At 35.3% G+C, this 17380-nt stretch carries 17 protein-coding genes and 1 pseudogene; 15 read left to right on the top strand and 3 right to left on the bottom strand.

The annotated features are described in order from the left end of the window. The first annotated feature begins 97 nt into the window (after nt 1-97). Both ACGH6R_RS04700 and ACGH6R_RS04695 read left to right on the top strand, forming a co-directional pair. The gene (locus ACGH6R_RS04700; RefSeq protein ID WP_267352315.1) at nt 98-1240 is read left to right on the top strand and encodes a porin; all 1143 of its coding nucleotides are present in this window, start codon (nt 98-100) and stop codon (nt 1238-1240) included. A 134-nt stretch (nt 1241-1374) separates the two neighbouring features. Then, nucleotides 1375-1839, top strand: coding sequence for a methylglyoxal synthase (locus ACGH6R_RS04695; RefSeq protein ID WP_411599030.1), 465 nt, complete (start codon nt 1375-1377; stop codon nt 1837-1839). A 427-nt stretch (nt 1840-2266) separates the two neighbouring features. Here ACGH6R_RS04695 and ACGH6R_RS04690 read toward each other — a convergent pair whose 3' ends face one another. After that, the gene (locus ACGH6R_RS04690) at nt 2267-3046 is read right to left on the bottom strand and encodes a class II glutamine amidotransferase (protein ID WP_267352313.1); all 780 of its coding nucleotides are present in this window, start codon (nt 3044-3046) and stop codon (nt 2267-2269) included. After that, a complete protein-coding gene (gene lpcA, locus ACGH6R_RS04685; protein ID WP_267352312.1) occupies nt 3047-3625 on the bottom strand; it encodes a D-sedoheptulose 7-phosphate isomerase in 579 nt (192 codons plus the stop codon). Nucleotides 3626-4009: 384 nt separating this feature from the next. Here lpcA and ribE point away from each other — a divergent pair, with 384 nt between their 5' ends. The 10 genes and pseudogenes from ribE (at nt 4010) to gorA (ending at nt 12631) form a co-directional block, all read left to right on the top strand. Further along, nucleotides 4010-4480, top strand: coding sequence for a 6,7-dimethyl-8-ribityllumazine synthase (ribE, locus tag ACGH6R_RS04680; protein WP_411589901.1), 471 nt, complete (start codon nt 4010-4012; stop codon nt 4478-4480). Between the two features lie 4 nt (nt 4481-4484). Then, complete coding sequence (gene nusB, locus ACGH6R_RS04675; RefSeq protein ID WP_065558858.1) at nt 4485-4904, top strand: transcription antitermination factor NusB; 420 nt, start codon at nt 4485-4487, stop codon at nt 4902-4904. A 21-nt stretch (nt 4905-4925) separates the two neighbouring features. After that, complete coding sequence (locus ACGH6R_RS04670; RefSeq protein WP_267352311.1) at nt 4926-5984, top strand: TrmH family RNA methyltransferase; 1059 nt, start codon at nt 4926-4928, stop codon at nt 5982-5984. Nucleotides 5985-6145: 161 nt separating this feature from the next. Next, the gene (gene nadR / locus ACGH6R_RS04665) at nt 6146-7081 is read left to right on the top strand and encodes a multifunctional transcriptional regulator/nicotinamide-nucleotide adenylyltransferase/ribosylnicotinamide kinase NadR (RefSeq protein WP_411599029.1); all 936 of its coding nucleotides are present in this window, start codon (nt 6146-6148) and stop codon (nt 7079-7081) included. A 61-nt stretch (nt 7082-7142) separates the two neighbouring features. Beyond that, on the top strand, nt 7143-7919 hold the full coding sequence (gene ubiE / locus ACGH6R_RS04660) for a bifunctional demethylmenaquinone methyltransferase/2-methoxy-6-polyprenyl-1,4-benzoquinol methylase UbiE (RefSeq protein ID WP_411599028.1): 777 nt from the start codon (nt 7143-7145) through the stop codon (nt 7917-7919). Nucleotides 7920-7932: 13 nt separating this feature from the next. Then, on the top strand, nt 7933-9474 hold the full coding sequence (ubiB, locus tag ACGH6R_RS04655) for a ubiquinone biosynthesis regulatory protein kinase UbiB (RefSeq protein WP_411596487.1): 1542 nt from the start codon (nt 7933-7935) through the stop codon (nt 9472-9474). A gap of 69 nt (nt 9475-9543) precedes the next feature. After that, a complete protein-coding gene (gene tatA / locus ACGH6R_RS04650) occupies nt 9544-9765 on the top strand; it encodes a twin-arginine translocase TatA/TatE family subunit (protein WP_267352308.1) in 222 nt (73 codons plus the stop codon). Nucleotides 9766-9768: 3 nt separating this feature from the next. After that, nucleotides 9769-10104, top strand: a pseudogene (tatB, locus tag ACGH6R_RS04645) (Sec-independent protein translocase protein TatB); the annotation flags it as partial. Beyond that, entirely contained in the window at nt 10104-10850 is a 747-nt protein-coding gene (gene tatC / locus ACGH6R_RS04640) for a twin-arginine translocase subunit TatC (protein ID WP_267352306.1), read from the top strand. The pseudogene tatB and the gene tatC, both read left to right, overlap by 1 nt. A gap of 428 nt (nt 10851-11278) precedes the next feature. Beyond that, nucleotides 11279-12631: a glutathione-disulfide reductase gene (gene gorA / locus ACGH6R_RS04635; protein WP_267352305.1), complete on the top strand. Its 1353-nt coding sequence runs from the start codon at nt 11279-11281 to the stop codon at nt 12629-12631. A gap of 68 nt (nt 12632-12699) precedes the next feature. Here gorA and ACGH6R_RS04630 read toward each other — a convergent pair whose 3' ends face one another. Continuing rightward, nucleotides 12700-14052, bottom strand: a complete 1353-nt coding sequence (locus ACGH6R_RS04630; protein WP_411599027.1) for an MFS transporter — start codon at nt 14050-14052, stop codon at nt 12700-12702. Nucleotides 14053-14286: 234 nt separating this feature from the next. On the opposite strand from ACGH6R_RS04630, the gene ACGH6R_RS04625 reads away from it, so the two are divergent. The 3 genes from ACGH6R_RS04625 to mnmE all read left to right on the top strand — a co-directional run bounded on the left by ACGH6R_RS04625 (nt 14287) and on the right by mnmE (nt 16936). Next, nucleotides 14287-14850 carry a DNA-3-methyladenine glycosylase I gene (locus tag ACGH6R_RS04625; protein WP_411589896.1) on the top strand — a complete coding sequence of 188 codons (564 nt, stop codon included), beginning with the start codon at nt 14287-14289 and terminating at the stop codon, nt 14848-14850. 12 nt (nt 14851-14862) lie between these two features. Next, nucleotides 14863-15450, top strand: coding sequence for a YdcF family protein (locus tag ACGH6R_RS04620; RefSeq protein WP_267380845.1), 588 nt, complete (start codon nt 14863-14865; stop codon nt 15448-15450). A 124-nt stretch (nt 15451-15574) separates the two neighbouring features. Beyond that, the gene (mnmE, locus tag ACGH6R_RS04615; protein ID WP_267352301.1) at nt 15575-16936 is read left to right on the top strand and encodes a tRNA uridine-5-carboxymethylaminomethyl(34) synthesis GTPase MnmE; all 1362 of its coding nucleotides are present in this window, start codon (nt 15575-15577) and stop codon (nt 16934-16936) included. Nucleotides 16937-17380 lie beyond the last annotated feature (444 nt).

Here is a 17380-nt window from a genome sequence, read left to right as displayed (position 1 = left end):
CAGTAATAATATAATTGCTTAATTTTGCAGTTATTTATTAACCGAGAGCAAAGTAATTTGCATCTTTAAAAATATAAATACCTATGAGGGTAACAAAATGAAACGTAATCTATTAGCAATCGCTATTCCTGCTCTTTTAATTGCAGGTACTGCAAACGCTTCTATTGAAGTGTGGAATAAAGACGGCAATAAAGTCGATTTTTATGGTCGAGTTTATGCATTAAACTATATTACTGACAGAAACAACCAAACAGGCGAAGGTGATAAAACGACTGCACGTTTAGGTATGTCAGGTCAAACTCAAGTTACTGACTGGTTATCTGGTTACGGACGTTGGGAATACGAAGCTAAAACTGGTAAAAATGCTGACAACGAAACTCGTTATGCATTTGCTGGTTTGAATTTTGGTGATTTTGGTTCATTCGATTATGGTCGTAATGACGGTGTGCTAAAAACTTTAACTTCTTATACAGACGTTTTACCAGAATTTGGTGGTGATGCTTCAAATAATGATCTTTATGCATTATCTGCACGTACTAAAGCTGTAGCAACTTATCGTAATACTGATCTATTCGGTTTAGTTGATGGTTTACGCTTTGCTGTTCAATATGCTGATAACGGTGATAACAGCTCAACTAGCCATTTCAATGCAGTGAATCGTAACAACGGTCATGATAGTGCGGAAGCATGGGGTTCTGTTATCGATTGGGATGTGCTTGATACTGGTTTATCTGTTGGTGCTGGTTACACTCAAACTAGTGGTCACAAAAATGCTAAAGCATGGTCAGCAGGTATCAAATACGACAATGACAATGTTTATTTAGCTGCGCTATATATTCAAGGTAAACAAAAATATGGTTGGGATAATGCATCATCTAACCACAATGCAGATGACTTAAAAACCAAAGGTATTGAAATTGTTGCTCAATACGGAATCGACTTTGATATTGGTCGTTTAACTCCATCTGTTGCTTATATCCAACACAAAGTTAAAGATGCTTCTAGCTATTCTAGCGATGCAGGGCTTAAAGGTAATGACCTTGTTAAATATGTTGATGTTGGTTTAACTTATGCATTCAACAAAAACTTACAAGCTATTGTAGATTATAAAATCAACTTGTTAGATAAAGATGATATCGGTGCACGTCGTGCATTATATGATAGCAGCACATTTAGCAAATCAGAAATTAAAGCGACAACAAAAGATACTGTTGCACTTGGTTTAATCTATCAATTCTAATTAATTGCAATTTGATATTTTTGAAAGGCACTTCGGTGCCTTTTTTATTGTCCCTAATTTAATCAAATAAAACTTGAATTTTAATTGATACTCTGTTAAAAACATCAGCAATAATAATAGATTAGGACAACATTATGCGTTATACCACTCGTCAGTTAGCTGCCAAAAAAAATATTGCTTTAGTCGCACATGATCACTTAAAAGAGTCATTATTAAATTGGTGTAAAAAAAATCGAGAAGAGCTTTCTCATCATCATTTATGTGGTACAGGAACTACGGGAACATTAATTAAACAAGAAACAGGTCTAAATATTACACCTATGCTTAGCGGCCCTATGGGTGGCGATCAACAAATAGGCGCATTAATTGCCGAAGGAAAAATTGATATTCTTATCTTTTTTTGGGACCCGCTCAATGCGGTACCACACGATCCTGATGTCAAAGCTTTACTTCGTTTATCAACGGTCTGGAATATTCCGGTTGCGACTAATCAAGCAACCGCTAATGCACTGATTCAATCCTCCATTTTTACGCAAGAAATAGAAATAGAAATTGAAATTCCTGACTATCAAGGTTATTTAGCTGAAAGATTAAAATAATTGCCAATATAATCCCAAATACTACATAACAGAAAGGGCAAATATTGCCACAGAAACAGGGTCTAACATGCCGGCTTTATTGTTAATGTCTTTTGGGATTCTGATTATTGGTATTACAAAAACATTATTGGTAGTACCACTTTTAATTGCATTGTTTAAATGAGGTATTTTTATTGCCAAGCCTGTAAGAGAATGTTGAACAACAAATCAGAGTAATTTAAAAGTAAAACTATTGCGTGGGATTGAATTAATTCGAATTGGCTATGGCGAAGTTTGTTGGCTTATACCTATCGCCGTTTATTTATATAAGTTGCTCGATATAAAAATCGGATTTTGGTATGCAACTTTAATAATTTTAATACTAATCGAATTGACAGTTGTCGGCTTTCTACAGTATTAATTTAAAATAAAGTTTCAATATTGTGAGTTAAAATGAAGAAAACGGATTAATTTCCCCTTTATTAAATAAAATCGCTTCTCCAGTATTCAGCTTGTACCATGTTTCATTAGAAGTTAATGGCAACGTTGAAATGATTGTGACGATATCATTAGGCGTAGTGTGTTTTTGAAAATCAATTTCAACATCTTCGTCAAGAAGTTTTGCTTTTCCGAAAGGTGCTTTACGTGTTATCCAATGTAAGTCAGTTGAACAATAAGCAAAAACATATTGACCGTCAGAGAGTAACATATTAAATACCCCAAGTTGGCTTAGTTTGTCAGCGCATTGCTTAATATAGCTGAATACTTCCAGATCATTACTGGGTTTTTGCGGATATTTCTTGTGAAGTTGATTAATGAGATAACAAAATGCATATTCACTATCAGTCAGACCTACAGGTTCAAATATCCCCATATCAAGATCTTCATAACCTGTTAGCTGCCCGTTATGGGCAAAAGTCCAATTTTTTCCCCATAACTCACGCGTAAAAGGATGCGTATTTTCAAGTGCTACGCCTCCTCGATTTGCTTGGCGAATGTGGGCTATGACTGCTTTTGACTTTATTGGATACTGTTGAACAAGTTTGGCAATAGGCGAATAACTGCAAGGTTCAGGATCTTTAAATGTACGGCACCCCTTACCTTCATAAAAAGTAATACCCCACCCATCTTTATGCGGGCCCTTATCACCACCACGTTTGACTAAACTGGTGAAACTAAAACAGATATCTGTTGGCACATTCGCACTCATGCCCAATAATTCGCACATTTACTTGCTCATCTCTTTTTCGATTAGCATGATTAAAATGTGAATCACTTTAATATGAATTTCTTGAACACGATCAGCATAACCAAAATGGGGAACTCGAATATCCACATCAGCAAGACCATGCATTTTACCGCCATCTTTACCGGTTAACGTAATCACTTTCATCCCTTTTTGTTTTGCTGCTTCAATTGCTTTTAGCACATTAGCAGAGTTACCTGAGGTAGAAATACCTAGTAGTACATCACCTTTTTGACCTACACCCTCGATATACCGAGAAAAAATCGAATCAAACCCAAAATCATTACCTACACACGAAATATGACTAACATCAGATATCGCTATTGCAGGATAAGCAGGGCGATTGTTGCGATAACGTCCTGTTAACTCTTCTGCAAAATGCATAGCATCACAGTGAGAACCGCCATTCCCACATGATAGCACTTTACCACCATGTTTGAACGAATCAGCCAATAATATAGCGGCTTGCTGAATATGTTCTAAATTTTTATCATCTGAAATAAATTTATTTAACACATCAGCTGCTTCATTTAACTCATTTCGAATATTATCAATATACATTAATCTTACCCTCATAAAAAATTTAGCCACCATTGTAATTCTTTCAAAATAGCTTGCAAGTACTAAAAAATAAATTTAATTCTCATTCATTTTTTTATTTTTCATGACTGGTCAATTAAAACATCGTCTTGAAAATAAAAACTAAAATGAGTGATCAGTCTTAAAACATCAATTATTCTAAATTGATTATCTACAATATGAGCTTAATTAAATTATTTTTAAAAATAGTACAGTCTTATTTTTAGATATTTGATGTAAAGATCTTGCTCGTAGCGCTATTTGCTAATAGGAGAAATCTGCAGTTTGTGATACAATTTGGCAGTTATTTTTTCACGAATAAAGATAGTGAAATTGCATTTAAAAATCAATTGATAAGGAATTAGTATGCAAACTATTGAAGCTAAAGTTATCGCACCAAAAGCAAAAGTTGCCATTATTGTGGCACGTTTTAATCATTTTATAAATGATAGTCTTGTTAATGGCGCTACCGATGCATTAAAACGTATTGGGCAAGTCGATGATAAAAACATTACAGTCATTTGGGTACCTGGTGCTTATGAGATCCCACTAGCGGCAAAAGTAGCAGCACAATCCAAAAAATATGATGCAATAGTTGCATTAGGAACCGTGATTCGAGGTAGTACGGCGCATTTTGATTTTGTTGCTGGCGAATCAAGTTCTGGTTTATTAAGTGCAAGCCTAGATTATTCGATCCCAGTTGGATTTGGTATTTTAACAACTGAATCTATAGAACAAGCTATTGAACGTGCAGGCACAAAAGCGGGTAATAAAGGTGCTGAAGCAGCATTAACTGCGCTTGAAATGCTAAACGTTATTAAAGCAATTAAGGAGTAAGTTAGTGGCATCAGTCAATCCTCGTCGTCGAGCAAGAGAGTGTGCGGTACAAGCAATATACTCTTGGCAAGTTTCCCGAAATGATCTTGCCGATGTTGAGACCAGTTTTATTGCAGAACAAGATATGAAAGGCGTTGACTCCAAGTATTTTCGAGAACTCTTAAATGGGGTGGGTAAAAATACAGCAGAGTTAGATGATAAAATGGCGCCATACCTCACTGAACGTACAGTTGAAGAGCTAGGTCTAATTGAATTAGCAATATTGCGAATTGCGCTATATGAATTAACCAAACGCCAAGATGTACCGTACAAAGTCGTGATTAATGAAGCAATCGATCTAACAAAAACGTTTGGTGCTGCTGATAGCCACAAATTTGTTAACGGTGTATTAGATAAAATAGCTCCAACCATTCGTACACGATAACTGACCAAAAGTGAGATTGAAATGAACAACAATTCTGAAAAAAATAAACCAACCATTTTTTATGCGAAGAACAGTGAACCTCAGAAACGTTCTCGCTCAACTCAGCAGAAAATGACGGGTCGTAAAGACAATTTTAAAAAAGATTCATTTCAGTCTAAAACCAAAATTAGACAATCAGTAAATGACCGTATTGAAGTATTTAAACCTAAAACCAATAAACCCGGGACAGAAAAACTGAATCGTAATTTAGAATCAAATTTTAAGTATGGTCAATTTGTCGAACATGATTCCCCATGGCAGAAAAAAGTTCGTGATAATGAGCAAACACCTACTTATGGTTATGATGAATATCGTCAACGTAAAGAAGAAACCCTCGTTTATAGTGAAAACAGTTGTAAAGCTGTTTTCAAACATCGACGCTCAGCAATCGTCAAATTATTTATTACTCAAGATATGACCTATCAGTTTAAAGATTTAATTAGCTGGTTAGTCAATCAACGTTTAGGCTACGATGTCGTATCGGTTGAACAAATTGCGAAAATAACCCAAACGGAGCATCATGGTGGGATTTGTTTAATTGTTAAAAAACGTATACCACTTACATTAGTCGATTACCTCGAAAAAAATAGTGGCAAAAACCAAGATTGTGTTTTAGCAATTGATGATGTGAATAATCCCCATAACTTAGGTGGAATTATTCGAAGCGCCGCATTTTATGGTGTAAACGGTGTCATATTGCGTCAGACTAATTTACTCAATAGTGGCGCAGCAATGCGTATTGCCGAAGGGGGAATCGAAGCGATTGAGTCGATAAAGAGTGATGACTTTGTTGCTTCGCTTGAACGATTAAAACAACATGATTATCAGATTGTTGCCTTATTACCATGCCCGGTTAAGTCAATTAAATCGAGTGAATTACACCAAATTAAATTCAATAAAAAAGTCGCTATCGTTATTTTTCAACAAATTAATCGAAAACTGGTAGAATGTGCAGATGTAGTTGTACATTTACACGGTAATGATAATATGGCGGCACTAAATATTTCTGTTGCTACAGGTATCTTATTATCAACATTATAATTAAAAAATATGATTACTTTATTTTTGCTCAAAACATTAATACCTATAAAGGTTAATGGGATTTGATAAAATAGAGTATATGTTAAATAGCATCAATTGGTTAGAAAATGAATATTTTTTCTGTAGATTGTTAACAAGTTTTAAATGCATTGGTAAGTGGTATGGAGTCTAAACATAAAGTTGGTTTAATTTTTGGTAAGTTTTATCCTCTACATAGTGGACATATATATTTAATTGAAAAAGCGATGAGTCAGGTCAATGAATTACATATTTTTCTTGGCTGTGAACCATCACGTGATCAACAACTGTTTGACAAAAGCCATTTATCAAAACAACCTAAAGTCAGTGATCGATTCACATGGTTGAAAGAAACCTTCAAAGACCGTCATAATATTCATATTCATGTTTTAGATGAAGCTGGAATCCAGTCTTATCCAAATGGCTGGAAAGACTGGAGTGATCGTGTCAAACTTATTTTGAATGAATATAAAATCAAACCAACGGTTATATTTACCAGTGAACCTCAAGATATAAAAAATCATGAGCTTTATTTCGGTTGCCCAGCAATTATTATTGATGCTGATCGCAACTTTATAAATATTAGTGCTACTCAAATACGCGAAAACCCCTACCAAAATTGGTCTTTTATTGCACAAGCTGCCAAGCCTTTTTTTGTTAGAAAAGTGGCGATTATAGGACAAAAAATATTTAAAGAACTTCCAATACAGCTCGCTAATATTTATAACACGCAATACGTATCAAATGGCTATATTAATTATATCGAGCGGGAATTAACAAACTCACATAATAAGCGTTATTTGAGTGAGGCTGATTACCTTAAAATTGCAATGTTACATGTTGAACGGATATCGAGTGCTGAAGTACAGGCTAATAAATTACTGTTTGCTTCAATCGATTTTGATACGTTAGCACATTATTATCAGCAAGTGTTTGATAAAGAACATCAAGTTTTAAACGCATTAAAAGAAAATTATCATTTTGATTTGGTCATCCATGAAAAAGATTTTGACCCAAATCTTTCATCATTAGAATATTTTGAAACCGTATCCAATATGGTCGAAAGGTTGTTGATTTAGTTCATCACTTTTATTCTGGCTTATGCTAAAATAGCCTAAATCTTTGTGATGGGTAAATTTTATGTCTCAATCTTCTGACAAACAAAATAACGATAATCAAGAAAAAATAGATTTTGGTTTTACGCAAGTTTTAAAACAAGATAAAGTAAAACGTGTTGCGGATGTCTTTCATTCCGTTGCCGACAAATATGATGTAATGAATGATTTAATGTCATTTGGTATTCATCGTATTTGGAAAAAAATTACCATTGAATATAGCAGTGTGCGTAAAGGTCAAAAAGTATTAGATCTTGCTGGTGGCACTGGAGATTTAACTGCAAAATTCTCACAATTAGTCGGCGTTAACGGATTAGTGGTGCTCGCTGATATCAATGAATCCATGTTAAAAGTTGGACGCGAAAAGCTTCGAGACAAAGGATTATTCAAAAATATTGAATATGTGCAAGCTAACGCTGAAGAGTTACCTTTTGCGGACAATTTTTTTGACTGTATTACCATTTCTTTTGGTCTACGTAATGTGACTGACAAAAATAAAGCATTACAATCCATGTGGCGAGTATTAAAACCTGGTGGTCGTTTATTAATTCTTGAATTTTCCAAACCGCAATACCCAATTTTAAATAAAGCTTATGATCTTTATTCATTTACTATGTTACCGTTAATGGGCAAAGTTATTGCGAATGATGCTGACAGTTACCGTTATTTAGCCGAATCAATTCGGATGCATCCTGATCAAAAAACATTGAAAAAAATGATGGAAGATGCAGGATTTGTAGATGTCAAATATCACAACATGACAGGTGGTATTGTGGCGTTACATACTGGTTTTAAATTTTAAGCGATGAAATCTAATGACATTTTTCAGACTCTATAAAATATTAACCGTTTTTCGTGCATATCAATTAAATGAATTATTGCCAACTAATCGATTTTCAAAGTGGTTACCAATTTTAATATCATGTTTATTTTGGATAAGGCCGAAAGCAAAACATGAAGAAATTGGCGAGCGATTACGTCAAGCATTGCAAGAGCTTGGGCCAGTATGGATAAAATTTGGTCAAATGATATCAACTCGTCGAGATGTGCTTTCTAAAGATATTGCAGACAGTTTAGCTAAATTACAAGACCAAGTTGATCCTTTTGACGGGAAGGTGGCAAAACAATTAATCGAAAAAGCACTAGGTCAGCCAATTGATCATTATTTTTCAGATTTTGATGAACAACCATTGGCATCGGCATCGATTGCACAAGTTCATACTGCCATATTAAAACGCAGCCAAGCTGAAATTGTCATTAAAGTATTGCGTCCTAACATTATACCAGTCATAAAAGCGGATATCGGCTTAATGTATTGGCTTGCCAAACAGTTTACTAAACGCATTAAGTTCGGTGCAAAGTTGCGAGCAATTGAAATCGTACGTGATTATGAACTTACCTTAATGAAAGAGTTAGACTTAAAACAAGAAGCTTATAATACCATACGCTTACGTGACAATTTTATTAATAGTAACATATTATATATACCTTACATTTATCAAGAACTCTGTCGAGAAAACATCTTAGTTGAGGAACGCATTAAAGGTGTGCCAATTGGTGATAGCCAAACACTTAAACAACACAACATTGATATGAAGCTGCTAGCTGAACGAGGTGTTCAAGCTTTTTTCACGCAGGTTTTCAAAGATAATTTTTTCCATGCTGATATGCATCCGGGCAATATTTTTGTTGACATTACCGAGCCACAAAACCCCCGTTACATTGGAATTGATTGCGCTATTATTGGAATTTTAACAGAAGATGATCAGTACTATCTTGCTGAAAATTTCCTTGCCTTTTTTAATCAAGATTATCGCAAAATAGCTGAAACCTATATTGCATCGGGTTGGGTTCCTGAATCTACCGATCCGATTGCTTTTGAAATGGCTATGCGCAACGTATGTGAACCTGCATTTGCAAAACCGTTGGCTGAAATCTCATTCTCACAAATTTTACTAAAACTATTTGATGTTGCCAGACGATTTGAAATGGAAATTCAACCACAATTAATCTTATTGCAAAAAACGCTATTTTATATTGAAGGTTTGGGGCGTCAACTATATCCAGAACTCGATTTATGGCAAACCGCTAAACCATTCTTAGAAAAATGGTATGAAGACAAATATAGTGCTAAAACAATTATTCAGCAAGCATGGGCTTCATTACCACAATGGCGAACGCTCTTGCCCGAACTGCCTGCAAAACTTAATGATTACGCACGCATGACAAAACAGATGAATCATCAAATTAGACAGATTAATCACGAACTAACGTGTCGAAAAAAACGAGAACGAATTTTATACAGTGCAATAGGAATACTCATTATATCATTTATCTCTATGCTAATTATTCATTAGATGAGTTATTTGGGAATCTGATAATTTAAGTGTATAATCAAATCACAAATGACGTCGGAGATAATTATCATGATGCCAAGTTGGCCTCAATTACTCATATTAATTGCAGTTATTGTATTACTGTTTGGAACCAAAAAATTACGCTCATTAGGTTCGGATCTTGGTGCATCAATTAAAGGCTTTAAAAAAGCAATGAATGAGGATGATGATAAAAAAACATCAACAGAACAACCTAATAAAGTTGAAACTGTAGACTCCTCTAACGATGAACAAACGACAAAAAAAGAGTAGGTTGTGTTCGATATCAGCTTTGGTCAATTATTATTAGTATTAATTATTGGACTGGTGGTATTAGGGCCAGAGCGTTTGCCTATCGCAATTAAAACAGTAGCAGGTTGGATTAAAGTATTACGACGAATGTCGGCAACGGTTCAACTTGAACTCAACAAAGAGTTAAAACTGCAAGAGTTACAAGATAGTTTAAAAAAAGCAGAACAAAGTGGTTTAACCAACTTAACACCTGAAATTCAAGAATCAATTGATGATTTAAAACGTGTGACGGAATCGTTACAAAAAGAGATTGATTCAGCAACTCAAACCGATATTGAAAACCCAAATAAAGACAAACCATGACAGACGACGCATCTCAACCTTTAATTGGACACCTTGTTGAACTCAGAACACGACTTTTACGTTGTATTATCTGTATTTTATTGGTTTTAATTTGTCTACTTTACTTTTCTAATGATATTTATCACATCGTTGCTAATCCGTTAATTAGTCAATTACCTACAGGTAGTAGCATGATTGCAACTGATATCGCAGCCCCTTTTTTTACACCCATTAAATTAACGGCAGTGGTGGCGATATTTATTTCTATTCCCTATGTACTTTATCAAGTGTGGGGATTTGTTGCACCCGCGTTATATCAAAATGAAAAACGTTTAGTCGTGCCACTGATTATATCAAGCACAGTGCTATTTTATATAGGTATTGCTTTTGCTTATTTTGTGGTATTCCCACTTGCATTTTACTTTTTTATCCACACAGCACCGATTGATGTTGCAATAAATACCGATATCACCAAATATCTTGATTTTGTTATGACGTTATTTGTGGTATTCGGATTTGCTTTTGAAGTCCCTGTCGCCATTATACTACTCTGTTGGACTGGCGTGACCACACCAAAAAGTTTACGGAAAAAAAGACCTTACATCATTGTGGCTGTGTTCGCCGTTGCTATGTTTGTTACCCCACCTGATGTATTTTCACAAATATTATTAGCGATACCAATTTGTTTACTTTTCGAAATTGGGACTTTTTTCGCCCGTTTTTATCAACCCCGTAAACATGATGAAGACGAAAATAATGAATAACAAACACAATAAATACGGACTTTGATGCAAGCAAAGAAAGCTCAAAAATACAAATATTGAGACTGGCATAAAATTACGTCAACAATGGGGTCACTTGTCCCTTCTACAAACCGATTCTAAGGGCAGCATCGACCAATACTGACAAAAAACGAACGCTTTAACATAGTCCCTAATTTTTGATATTTTTATGTATTACTAAAAACCCTATCACAATAACTGGAAACAACGCTGTTAAAAAATCATTTAAAATCAATATATTAATATTAAAAATTAACCCATTAGAAAAATGATTTATTAAATAAAAATATACTAATTGTAATTATTAATCGTTAATAACTATTGTTAAATTTTAAAATAAATACTTTTTTTATTTTTCACTTTATGCAAAGCTAATAGCTAATTTTAGTAATCAGCACGAAGGAAATTTAATGACTAAACATTATGATTATATTGCAATCGGTGGTGGTAGTGGTGGCATTGCATCGGTAAACCGAGCGGCTTCATATGGCAAAAAATGCGCAATCATCGAAGCAAAATCTTTAGGTGGGACTTGCGTGAACGTGGGGTGTGTGCCCAAAAAAATCATGTGGTATGGCGCTCAAATTGCTGAAGCAATCAATCATTATGGTTCTGATTATGGATTCGATACGACTATCAATCAATTTAGTTGGGATAAACTACTGGCTAGCCGAAACGCCTACATCGACCGAATACATCAATCTTATGACCGTGTACTAACTAATAATAAAGTTGATGTCATTTATGGTTATGCCAAATTTGTTGATTCTCACACTATTGACGTTAATGGCGAACAATATACCGCCGATCACATATTAATAGCGGTCGGTGGAAAACCGAGTATACCAAATATTCCTGGTGCGGAACATGGTATTACATCGGATGGTTTTTTTGCGCTCAAAGCTTTACCTAAACGTGTAGCTGTCGTGGGAGCAGGGTATATTGCTTGTGAAATAGCCAGCGTATTACATTCATTAGGTTCTCAAACTCATCAATTTATACGCCAAGCGACACCATTACGCAGTTTTGATCCACTCATCATTGAAACCTTAATGGAAGTCATAGCCAGCGAAGGTCAACAACTCCACACGTTTGCGATACCAAAATCAGTGACTAAAAATAGTGATAACTCGTTAACATTACACCTTGAAAATGGAGAAAGTTATACTGTTGATTGTCTAATTTGGGCAATTGGTCGTGAACCCGCAACACAAAATATGAATTTAGCAGCGGCAGGTATTAAGGTTAACGATAATGGATTTATTGTTGTAGACAAGTACCAAAACACTAATGTTGCCGGTGTTTACTCGGTTGGCGATGATACAGGCGCAACAGCCCTAACCCCTGTTGCTGTGGCTGCAGGACGTCGTTTATCTGAACGGTTATTTAATAATAAACCTGATGAACATCTAGATTATAACAATATTCCAACTGTTGTCTTTACGCATCCTGCAATTGGTACTGTTGGATTAACAGAACCTGAAGCGATTTTGCAATATGGACAAGAAAACGTTAAAGTCTATAAATCAACATTTACCGCGATGTATACAGCTGTAACACAGCATCGCCAACCTTGTCGAATGAAATTAGTCTGTGTTGGTGATGAAGAAAAAATTATCGGTATTCATGGTATCGGTTATGGTATGGATGAAATATTACAAGGTTTTGCGGTAGCACTCAAAATGGGCGCAACCAAAAAAGATTTTGATAACACCATAGCCATTCATCCAACCGCCGCAGAAGAATTTGTCACCATGCGGTAAATGTCGATTTGTCTGGATTTAAAATAGAATAAAAAAGCAGGAAACATCCTGCTTTTTTATTGATAGAATTATTTATTATTGGGTTTATTTGACCAACCTTTTTTTGCTAACGGATAAAAACCCACCGCAACTGCAATTAACGCGACAAACGAGATATAAATACCTGCACCAAGATAACTATATTGACCCAGTAAATGGTCGGGGCTTAAAAGATAAATTGTTAAAGTCGGTGTAATGGCACTAAATAAAGCGTAGGCTAAATTATAAGAAAACGATAAACCCGAATAACGAATCGCAGGTGGAAAAGTTCTTGTACCAATGATTGGTGTCATGGCGACAGCGCCAATAAATAAACCAAATATTGCCCAAGTTAAATATAATTCAGTAAGTGAAATTGTTGGTGACAAAGTATTATAAAAATAGATACTCATCACAGCTAAACCACCCCATGTTATGATCACTGTTTTTGTTGTCCCCAGTTTGTCTTCTAACCAACCAGAAATAACACAACCGATAGTTAAGGTTAATGCTGCAATACAACCACCAATTCGCCAATCCAGATTAGCAAAATGATACATCCCACCAACAATACGACCAGGTGTTATTAAGATACCCACCATAATCGCAGTGGATAATGACCAAGTTAAAAGTGCTACAATCAAACACGCCGTTTTATGATTTTTTAAAACAGAGATGACAGGAATATTTTTTTCAATTGCCTTACGGGCAGCTAATTCTTTGAAAATAGGGGTTTCGGATAAAAACCGACGCAAATAAACCGAAATGACACCAAAAATACCACCAACAATAAAAGGGATCCGCCAAGCATAATCTAAAATATTTTGTTGGTTAAAACAAAGATCAATAATAATGGTCACAATAAAACCAAGTAAAATACCCCCAGTAATACCCGAAGTTAAGGTTCCGACACCAAAGCCATAACGTTGTTTTGGCACGTGTTCAGCAATAAAAACCCAAGCGCCCGGCATTTCACCGCCAATGGCTGCTCCTTGCAACATACGCATCACTAATAATAACAACGGTGCAAAAATTCCAATGGTTTCGTAGGTGGGTAAAATACCAATAATAAATGTGGGTAAAGCCATCATTGCCACGCTAAGTGTGAACATTTTTTTGCGACCGACTTTATCGCCAAAATGAGCCATAATGATACCGCCAACAGGGCGAACCAAGTAGCCAGCAGCAAAAATTCCCCATGCAAAAAGATCTAATGTTAAAGGTGATAACGTATGAGGTAAAAAAAGAGGTTTGACAATCGTATCGATATACAGGGCATAGATGACAAAATCATAAAATTCTAACGTTCCCCCCAAAGAAGACAAAACTAATGTTTTTAAATCTTTACTGTTTAATGGCCTTGCAGCAGGCTGCCATTCTGCGTTAATTTCAGATTGACTCATGAAAAAACCTTAATTGTATGGTTAATATAAAATAGAAAATAAAGAAAATGACTCTTTTATAACTAAAACTTGTTATAAAAATAACATTCTGCCATAAAAAATTGTATTTAATTTCATCATAAAAAAATTTAATGAATGCGGTAAAACTGAACATTTGATTTATAATAATTAAAACATTTAATTATTTTATGTTGTACTATCAATAAACTATTTTAACTAAGGATGAATTTGGGGATGATGACTAAAACAAAAATACGCTGTGACTGGGTTTCAAACGATCCTTTATACATAAATTATCACGACAACGAATGGGGAATTGCCCAGTATGATAGTCTTAAATTATTTGAAAAAATCTGCTTAGAAGGACAACAAGCGGGATTATCTTGGATCACCGTATTGAAAAAACGTGAAGAATATCGGCGCTGTTTTTTTGATTTTAACCCTGAAAAAATTATTACATTAACCCAAAAAGATGTTGAACGTTTACTCGAAAACAAAGGACTGATTCGAAATCGATTAAAACTAAATAGTATTATAAAAAATGCACAAGCTTATCTAACAATGAAAAGTAATAATGAAGATTTTTCGACATTTATTTGGTCTTTTGTCGACGGTAAACCAATTATCAATCACTACAAAGACCTTAGTGAAGTGCCTGTTAGTACCGATATATCTGATAAACTATCAAAGGCATTAAAAAAACGAGGCTTTTCTTTTGTTGGGTCAACAATTTGTTACGCTTTTATGCAATCAATGGGATTAGTCAATGACCATTTTGAACATTGTTATAAAAAATAGGAGTTAAAAGAAATGATCGCCAAATTATTTAAGTATGGCTTAGCGTTAATCTTGACTTATTTTGTTATCACTAACATCGTTATTTATCTTTATTCTAAACAAAAGCCAGCGCCAGATGCCGACACCTTAGTTGTATTAGGTGCACTTGTTGTAGGTAATCCTGCTGTTCCTCATTACACCTTAGCCCAACGATTAGATGTTGCCTACGATTATTTACAACGTAATCCACGAACGAAAGTTGTTGTGTGTGGGGGACAAGGTAATAATGAGTCGGCGACCGAAGCAAGTGTGATGGCACAATATCTAATTAATAAAGGTATTGATCCAAAACGGGTATACCAAGAAGATAAATCGACGCGAACAGCTCAACAATTTGTGTATGCCAATCGTGTATTGCCGTTAGGCAAGACAGTTGTGGTAACTAATGATTTTCATATGCTGCGTTCGCTAATGCTGGCTAAACGTTCAGGCTTTAACGAAATATCAGGTTTATCGGCACCATTAGGGTGGGGAAATGAAGAAAAATATGTCGCATTAATCCGAGAACCCCTAGCATTGGCAAATTCTTGGTTATTCGATCATCCAAAGAAAGATGAATAATCAGCCGACTGATTCTATCACTTAAATAATCAATGAATAACGGCAAAACCCATAGTCACTACTGTTTTTGCCGTGCGTCCATGCTATTATTAGGCATTCAAATTTAAATCAGCTACAAACATATATGAAAACAGATACCATTGTTGCACAAGCAACGCCACCCGGTCGAGGTGGTGTGGGCATTTTGCGAATTTCGGGGCCACAGGCGCAAACCGTTGCGCAAGCGATACTCGGTAAAATACCAAAACCTCGCTATGCGGAGTATCTTCCATTTTTAGCTTCTGACGGCACAACCTTAGACGAAGGAATAGCGCTATTTTTTCCTAATCCTCACTCTTTTACGGGCGAAGATGTACTAGAGTTACAAGGACATGGTGGGCCTGTCATTTTAGATTTGCTTTTAAAACGGGTATTAGAGATTGCTAACGTCCGTATTGCAAAGCCGGGTGAATTTTCAGAGCGTGCTTTTTTGAATGATAAATTAGATTTAGCCCAAGCCGAAGCCATAGCCGATTTAATTGATGCAAGTTCTGAGCAAGCTGCAAAATCAGCGATTTCATCTTTGCAAGGCGTGTTTTCGAAAAAAATTAATGAATTGGTTGAATCATTAATTCATTTACGCATTTTTACCGAAGCCGCAATAGACTTTCCTGAAGAAGAGATCGACTTTTTATCAGATGGCAAAATAGAAGCACAACTTAATGAAGTGATTACTCGCTTAAACGAAGTTCGCCAAGAAGCAAAACAAGGCTCACTGTTACGAGAAGGGATGAAAGTGGTGATAGCTGGTCGTCCAAATGCCGGTAAATCAAGCTTACTTAATGCGCTGGCGGGTCGTGATGCGGCGATTGTTACCGATATTGCAGGCACAACGCGTGACGTATTACGTGAACATATTCATATCGATGGTATGCCCCTACATATTATTGATACTGCGGGTTTACGTGATGCCAGTGACGAAGTTGAACGCATTGGTATTGAACGAGCTTGGCAAGAAATTGAACAAGCAGATAGGGTACTATTTATGGTCGATAGCACCACCACAACCGAAACCAATCCCGAAAAGTTATGGCCAGAATTTATAGAACGGCTACCCAAAAATATGCCTGTTACAGTCATACGCAACAAAGCAGATTTAACTGGTGAAGCATTAGGTTACAATCAAGTCAATGGTTACTCACTTATCCAACTTTCTGCACGAACAGGGGAAGGGGTAACGTTACTTCGTGATCACTTAAAACAAGCCATGGGTTTTACCAGTAGTACTGAAGGCGGCTTTTTAGCACGTCGACGACACCTGCAAGCACTCGAAAAAGCGTCAGAACACCTCAACAATGGTAAGTACCAACTGACGGCTTTCCATGCTGGTGAACTTCTTGCCGAAGAACTCAGACTTGCCCAAGAAGCGCTAAGCGAAATCACTGGTGAATTCACTTCAGATGATTTATTAGGTCGTATCTTCAGTTCGTTTTGTATTGGAAAATAAGACTTAACTAGGTTACTGCATTTAAATTTAATGAATTTTCATAGTGTTACTCTTTAAAATTAACTATTGCAAAATGTTCAAAAAAAGGGTAATTTTACGTTTAGATATTGTTAACAATTTTTAAAGAATATTTAAAATATAAAATTGTATAAATTTGAAAGCAGTAACTGAAAAACTAGAAAAATTTTTAGATTATTGATTTTTTAACTAATATTAAATCAATTAAGCTTAATTTGTGAATACAAAATAAATCATAATATCTTGCCTTAAGGTCAGATATATTAATAGGTAAAAACCTGCCACATTGTAAACTTCACACTCATCGCTTCAATTTTAACAATATCTTATTCAAAATATCGCAAAATAAATATTTTTATATTTATCACACGGAAATAACTTACTTTAATTTGAGTAAAAAGGAATGTGAGTAGAATTTGAATAAAA

It is taken from the genome of Gilliamella sp. CG13 (assembly GCF_046635805.1).
In the GTDB taxonomy this organism is placed as follows: Bacteria; Pseudomonadota; Gammaproteobacteria; order Enterobacterales; family Orbaceae; genus Gilliamella; species Gilliamella apicola_I.
The sequence above is the reverse complement of the archived record's forward strand: the minus strand, read 5'-3'. Positions and strand labels throughout refer to the sequence as shown.

Coding starts and splice junctions, on each gene's coding strand:
- ACGH6R_RS04700 (WP_267352315.1), top strand. CDS start 98: ATGAAACGTAATCTATTAGCAATCGCTATTCCTGCTCTTTTAATTGCA.
- ACGH6R_RS04695 (WP_411599030.1), top strand. CDS start 1,375: ATGCGTTATACCACTCGTCAGTTAGCTGCCAAAAAAAATATTGCTTTA.
- ACGH6R_RS04690 (WP_267352313.1), bottom strand. CDS start 3,046: ATGTGCGAATTATTGGGCATGAGTGCGAATGTGCCAACAGATATCTGT.
- lpcA (WP_267352312.1), bottom strand. CDS start 3,625: ATGTATATTGATAATATTCGAAATGAGTTAAATGAAGCAGCTGATGTG.
- ribE (WP_411589901.1), top strand. CDS start 4,010: ATGCAAACTATTGAAGCTAAAGTTATCGCACCAAAAGCAAAAGTTGCC.
- ACGH6R_RS04670 (WP_267352311.1), top strand. CDS start 4,926: ATGAACAACAATTCTGAAAAAAATAAACCAACCATTTTTTATGCGAAG.
- nadR (WP_411599029.1), top strand. CDS start 6,146: ATGGAGTCTAAACATAAAGTTGGTTTAATTTTTGGTAAGTTTTATCCT.
- ubiE (WP_411599028.1), top strand. CDS start 7,143: ATGTCTCAATCTTCTGACAAACAAAATAACGATAATCAAGAAAAAATA.
- ubiB (WP_411596487.1), top strand. CDS start 7,933: ATGACATTTTTCAGACTCTATAAAATATTAACCGTTTTTCGTGCATAT.
- tatA (WP_267352308.1), top strand. CDS start 9,544: ATGATGCCAAGTTGGCCTCAATTACTCATATTAATTGCAGTTATTGTA.
- tatC (WP_267352306.1), top strand. CDS start 10,104: ATGACAGACGACGCATCTCAACCTTTAATTGGACACCTTGTTGAACTC.
- gorA (WP_267352305.1), top strand. CDS start 11,279: ATGACTAAACATTATGATTATATTGCAATCGGTGGTGGTAGTGGTGGC.
- ACGH6R_RS04630 (WP_411599027.1), bottom strand. CDS start 14,052: ATGAGTCAATCTGAAATTAACGCAGAATGGCAGCCTGCTGCAAGGCCA.
- ACGH6R_RS04625 (WP_411589896.1), top strand. CDS start 14,287: ATGATGACTAAAACAAAAATACGCTGTGACTGGGTTTCAAACGATCCT.
- ACGH6R_RS04620 (WP_267380845.1), top strand. CDS start 14,863: ATGATCGCCAAATTATTTAAGTATGGCTTAGCGTTAATCTTGACTTAT.
- mnmE (WP_267352301.1), top strand. CDS start 15,575: ATGAAAACAGATACCATTGTTGCACAAGCAACGCCACCCGGTCGAGGT.